The organism is Oleiphilus sp. HI0132, from assembly GCF_001635845.1.
The window spans coordinates 1-5,097 of sequence record NZ_LWGJ01001089.1; the positions used below are offsets into that span (position 1 = coordinate 1).

Consider the following 5,097-nt stretch of genomic DNA (forward strand, 5'->3'; position numbering starts at 1 on the left):
ATAATGGCTCATAAGAAGGCGGGTGGTAGTACCCGCAACGGTCGCGATTCGGAGTCGAAACGTTTAGGTGTTAAGCGATTCGGTGGTGAAGTAGTTAAAGCAGGCAACATTATTGTGCGTCAACGTGGTACACGTTTCCACGCAGGCGATAATGTTGGTTGTGGTAAGGATCATACATTGTTTGCAACATCTGGTGGTGTTGTGAAGTTTGTAACAAAAGGTCCTTTGAACCGCAAATATGTGACGGTTGAAGCTGCGGAGTAAGCAGTCGTTACGGATTTGGAAAAGGCTCCGCTGTGCGGAGCTTTTTTTTTGCAATTTATTTGCTGATCGACTTTATTTTCCTTATAGGGTCAAATGTTGGTCGTTGGGTACTAATCTAAGGGGTGTGCAATGAAGTTTGTTGATGAAGCGACAATTGGAGTAGAGGCTGGTAAAGGTGGTAACGGTTGCTTGAGCTTTCGTCGAGAGAAGTACATTCCGAAGGGTGGGCCTGATGGTGGAGATGGCGGAGACGGCGGTTCAGTTATTCTGGTGGCAAGTGAGTCGCTGAATACTTTGGTCGATTATCGTTATGTCAGGCATTATCGCGCTCAATCTGGTGAGCAGGGTGCCGGGCGTAATTGTACTGGAGCAAAGGGTGAGAGTTTGTTTCTTCAGGTTCCGGTAGGGACTTCAGTTATCGACACGGACACTGAAGAAGTGCTAGGGGATTTGACTGAGATCGGGCAAGAGCTCATCGTGGCGCAAGGTGGCTTTCATGGTTTGGGTAACACTCGTTTCAAATCCAGTGTGAATAGAGCGCCCCGTCAGACAACTAAAGGGAGTGAAGGTGAGTCACGTAGCCTGCGTTTGGAGTTGAAGGTGTTGGCGGATGTAGGTTTGCTTGGTATGCCTAATGCAGGTAAGTCTACGCTGATTCGTTCAATTTCTGCAGCTAAGCCTAAAGTGGCTAATTACCCCTTCACAACGTTAGTACCTAATTTGGGTGTAGTGCGTGTTGAAGAGCATAAGAGTTTTGTGGTTGCTGATATTCCAGGCTTGATTGAGGGTGCTGCAGAAGGAGCGGGCCTTGGTGTTCGTTTTCTGAAGCATTTGGTAAGAACTCGTCTGTTGCTTCATGTTGTTGATATGGCGCCTTACGATGGCTCAGATCCGGCTCAGGTGGTGCAGGCGATAGCGGCTGAGTTGGAAAAGTTTAGCCCTACCTTGGCTTCCCGGGATCGCTGGCTGGTTCTGAATAAGCTTGATTTATTGCCAGAAGAAGATCGTAAGGCTATATGCGAGAAATTAGTAGAAGCGTTAAATTGGACGGGGCCCGTTTATCAGGTGTCGGCAATTAAGTCTGCTGGTCTAGCGAACTTGTGTCGGGATATCATGACATGGATTGATGAGAAGAATGCGGCTGAGGCAGCTGATGAAGCCTTAGCTGAGCAGGAGCAATTGATTAAGGATAAGATGCATCAGGAAGCTAGAGATAATCTAGAGGCTCTGAAGGCGGCTCGCAAGGCTAAGCGCCTGGCAGGTGAGGAGCTGGATGACGATTTTGATGACGGCGATGACGATGATGGTGTTGAAGTGGTATATGCTCAGTAGTGTGGTGAGTGGTTTTGTGGTGGGCGATAGGGTTGTATCAATATGACTGAGTGTACTGGGCGCGCTGAGCTAAGTCGTGCAAACCGTTGGGTTGTGAAAATCGGCAGTGCATTGCTGACTGATGATGGTAAGGGCTTGGCTCGAGAGTCTATCGGTGACTGGGTGGCGCAGTTGTCTAAGTTGCATCGTCAGGGGCTTGAAATTATTTTAGTGTCTTCCGGATCTGTGGCGGAAGGTATGGCGCGCTTGGGGATGAGCGAGCGTCCTCAGGAGTTACACTTGCTGCAAGCTGCGGCTGCGGTCGGGCAAATGGGTTTGGTTCAGGCCTATGAAGAAGAGTTCCAAAAGCATGGCTTGCATACAGCTCAAGTCTTGTTGACGCACGATGATCTGTCTAACCGCAAGCGCTACTTGAATGCTAGAAGTACCGTTCGTTCAATTGTTGAGTTGGGTGCCATTCCAATTATCAACGAAAATGATACGGTTGTGACGGATGAGATTCGTTTTGGTGATAATGATACCTTGGGGGCTTTGGTTGCCAACTTGGTTGAGGCTGATGGCCTGATAATTTTAACGGATCAGGCGGGGATGTTTGATAAGGATCCGCGTCGAAATGCTGATGCGCAAATGTTGACTCAGGTATTGGCCTCAGATGAGCGGCTAGAGGAGATGGCTTCCGGTGGTGCAGGTGCGCTAGGGCGTGGTGGAATGGCGACCAAGGTGCGAGCAGCCCGTTTGGCGGCGCGTTCCGGTGCTTATAGTGTGATTGTTGGTGGCAAGATAGAAAGTGTTTTGTTGCGCTTAAGAGCGGCAGAGGATTTGGGTACTATGATGCTGCCTTCAACCTCAAGACAAGTTGCGCGTAAGCAATGGTTGGCAGGGCATCTCCAGACAGCAGGTAATTTGGTGCTTGATGATGGGGCTGTGGCAGTGCTAGAGCGTGGTGGTAAAAGTTTACTGTCTGTCGGGGTTGTTTCGGCAAGTGGTCGTTTCAAGCGTGGTGATATGGTCTCGTGCAAAGATAGTTCTGGCAGGGAATTTGCGCGAGGCTTAGTAAATTATGATGCGCCAGATGCGAAGAGGATTCTAGGTAAGTCGAGTGACGAAATCTTATCGATTCTAGGCTTTTGCCATGAAGCTGAGCTTATTCATCGTGATAATCTTGTGTTGCTTTGAGATGCTAAACTTCAGGCATAAAAAAACCGGCGTTTGCCGGTTTTTTTATGCCTGAGAGCGAAGCTTAAGCTTTAAGGGCTTTAACTTGTGCGTTCAGGTTGCTCTTGATGCGAGCGGCGCGGTTTTTAGGGAAGATACCCTTGTTTACCATGCCGTCGATAATTGGCTGAGCAGTTAGGAAAGCTGCTTGTGCGTTATCGTAGTTTCCGCCAGCAATTTCAGCGTCTACTTTTTTGATGTAAGTTCTAACCATTGAACGTTGGCTAGCATTGTGTTGGCGGCGTTTCTCTTGCTGACGCGCGCGCTTTTTTGAAGATGGGGAGTTGGCCACCGTGTTGCTCCTAAATTTCGCGGATTACTAAAAAATTAACTGGGAGCGCTTACACTTGATGTTGCTGAAAAGTGCTCGATCCCAGTTCATATAAAAATGACGCGAGACTATGCCGTTTTATTAGTCCTTTGTCAATAGTCTATGCTTAGACTTACTTGCTTTACTTAAGCGACCATTTTATTCAGCAGGTTTTCACATACCTTCTGGTTCATATACTTGGGCACTGGGTAGTTAAGATGTGCTTCTTCAAGAGCTGATTTGGCAATCTTTGGGATGTCCTCGGTCTTAAGGTCGCCAAGTTGCTCAGGGATGTCAAAGCTTTTGAGCATTTCACGAATTCGCTGAATAAACTTATCGGCAAGTTCCCTGTTGCTTTCTTTACCTTCTTTTAGCCCGCTTACTTCCGCGAGCTTGGCAAGACGTTCTGTAATTTCATCTTTTGAATAATCCAGAACATGCGGTAGGACAATCGAGTTGGCCAAACCGTGTGGTGTAGAGTAATACGCACCAAAGTTGTGGGCGATGGCGTGAACATAGCCTACGCTCGCTTTGGTGAAAGCCAGGCCAGCATAGTAAGACGCCATAGCCATATTTTGTCGAGCTTCCAGGTTGCTGCCATCTTTCACTGCTGTTTCAAGATTTTCCATGATTAGACGTGTAGCAGCTGTTCCGTAAGCGTCGGTCTCATCGGTAGCATTAACTGAAATGTAAGACTCAATCGCATGAGTCAGTGCGTCCATTCCGGTTGCAGCCGTCACTGCAGCAGGTAGGCCTAGCATCATTGCGCCGTCTAAAGCGGCCATCATGGGTACCAGTTTAGGGTCAATGATAGGTGTCTTTTGATGGGTTTCAGGGTCTGATACGACAGACACGATGGTTACTTCTGAGCCAGTGCCTGCAGTTGTCGGGATGGCGAATAGTGGCAAAGGTGCTTTACGTAACTTGAATAAGCCGGCCATCTTCTCTAATGGCTTGTCATTTGTTGCGCGTGCTGCGATAGCCTTGCTTGCATCAATCGGTGAGCCACCGCCTACGGCAAGAATTGCTTCGCAGTTGTTGTTTCTTAATAAGTCTAGACCTGCTTGTACCTGATCATAGGTTGGGTCAGGAAGAATGCCGTCGTAGATTACGTATTTGATGTCAAGTTCTTCCAAGCGAGCTTTGATTTTGTCGATTAGTCCGATGCTGACGAGTACTTCATCGGTCGCAATCATTAGCTTTTTAATGCCTAGTTGGCCAATAGCATCGCATAATTCCAGTGAGGAGTCTGCACCAGTGAAAAGCGTTGGCTTTGGCATCGGAACGACTGCTGCAGCGACCTTTAGTGCTTTTGCTAGACCTTTGTAATATTGAACTTTTAAAGAAAATAACATGACAATACCTAATCGTAATTCGCAAAGTTGTAGAGTGGATGTTTAGAGTAACTGCTCTAAAAAAATAGAGTATAAGCTCTAATTATTGAAAAGTAAAATGACTTGGAGTCATGCTATACGAATTCGTACTACTTTCATCAGCTCAAAATCCATTCCAGCGAGCTTTTGTGTGTCTGAATAGTAGGTTAGGTTGACTCGAGCGCCTTTTAGGTTTTTGTAGGTTTTTTGTCGCTTAAACTGAAATGGCGTATCGCAATCTTCAAGCATTAGCGTATTAACTAGCCAGCCATCATCTTGCTCACGTTGTACATGAGAGATAACTTTCTTGTCTTGGGAGTGGATAAGATTGCGATGCTTTTTGATGAGGCTATCAGCATCAGATTTTATTTTGGACATGGGGTTGTGGGTCTACTTAAGGAGGACTTTGTTTTAGTTTGGTGAGTAATGCCTGGGTGGCCATATGTTTAATAAGGTTCTTCCATCATTTTTAGGATATCGTTCAAAAAGGGCTTGATCGCTTCTTTGTCCGCAGTGCTTGCGCTCGACAGTATCTGTTTCACCATGGCTTGGTTTTTCTCAATAGCATTGCTTAACACTTGTTTGTGCTCCGGGCTGATGTCA

At 46.9% G+C, this 5,097-nt stretch carries 6 protein-coding genes; 3 read left to right on the forward strand and 3 right to left on the reverse strand.

Annotated features, from left to right (window positions below; translation table 11 throughout):
- Positions 1-3: 3 nt before the first annotated feature.
- The 3 genes from rpmA (at position 4) to proB (ending at position 2,772) form a co-directional block, all read left to right on the forward strand.
- Entirely contained in the window at positions 4-264 is a 261-nt protein-coding gene (gene rpmA, locus A3766_RS14230; RefSeq protein ID WP_068509869.1) for a 50S ribosomal protein L27, read from the forward strand.
- Positions 265-393: 129 nt separating this feature from the next.
- Entirely contained in the window at positions 394-1,596 is a 1,203-nt protein-coding gene (gene cgtA / locus A3766_RS14235) for an Obg family GTPase CgtA (protein ID WP_068511679.1), read from the forward strand.
- Positions 1,597-1,638: 42 nt separating this feature from the next.
- Positions 1,639-2,772, forward strand: a complete 1,134-nt coding sequence (proB, locus tag A3766_RS14240; protein ID WP_068554938.1) for a glutamate 5-kinase — start codon at positions 1,639-1,641, stop codon at positions 2,770-2,772.
- 64 nt (positions 2,773-2,836) lie between these two features.
- On the opposite strand, the gene rpsT is transcribed toward proB, so the two are convergent.
- From rpsT to A3766_RS14255, 3 genes are all read right to left on the reverse strand, one after another.
- Positions 2,837-3,103, reverse strand: coding sequence for a 30S ribosomal protein S20 (gene rpsT / locus A3766_RS14245; RefSeq protein WP_068511686.1), 267 nt, complete (start codon positions 3,101-3,103; stop codon positions 2,837-2,839).
- Between the two features lie 164 nt (positions 3,104-3,267).
- Entirely contained in the window at positions 3,268-4,476 is a 1,209-nt protein-coding gene (locus A3766_RS14250) for an iron-containing alcohol dehydrogenase (protein WP_068512303.1), read from the reverse strand.
- Between the two features lie 108 nt (positions 4,477-4,584).
- The gene (locus A3766_RS14255) at positions 4,585-4,872 is read right to left on the reverse strand and encodes a hypothetical protein (protein WP_068512300.1); all 288 of its coding nucleotides are present in this window, start codon (positions 4,870-4,872) and stop codon (positions 4,585-4,587) included.
- Positions 4,873-5,097 lie beyond the last annotated feature (225 nt).

Coding starts and splice junctions, on each gene's coding strand:
- proB (WP_068554938.1), top strand. CDS start 1,639: ATGACTGAGTGTACTGGGCGCGCTGAGCTAAGTCGTGCAAACCGTTGG.
- cgtA (WP_068511679.1), top strand. CDS start 394: ATGAAGTTTGTTGATGAAGCGACAATTGGAGTAGAGGCTGGTAAAGGT.
- rpmA (WP_068509869.1), top strand. CDS start 4: ATGGCTCATAAGAAGGCGGGTGGTAGTACCCGCAACGGTCGCGATTCG.
- A3766_RS14255 (WP_068512300.1), bottom strand. CDS start 4,872: ATGTCCAAAATAAAATCTGATGCTGATAGCCTCATCAAAAAGCATCGC.
- A3766_RS14250 (WP_068512303.1), bottom strand. CDS start 4,476: ATGTTATTTTCTTTAAAAGTTCAATATTACAAAGGTCTAGCAAAAGCA.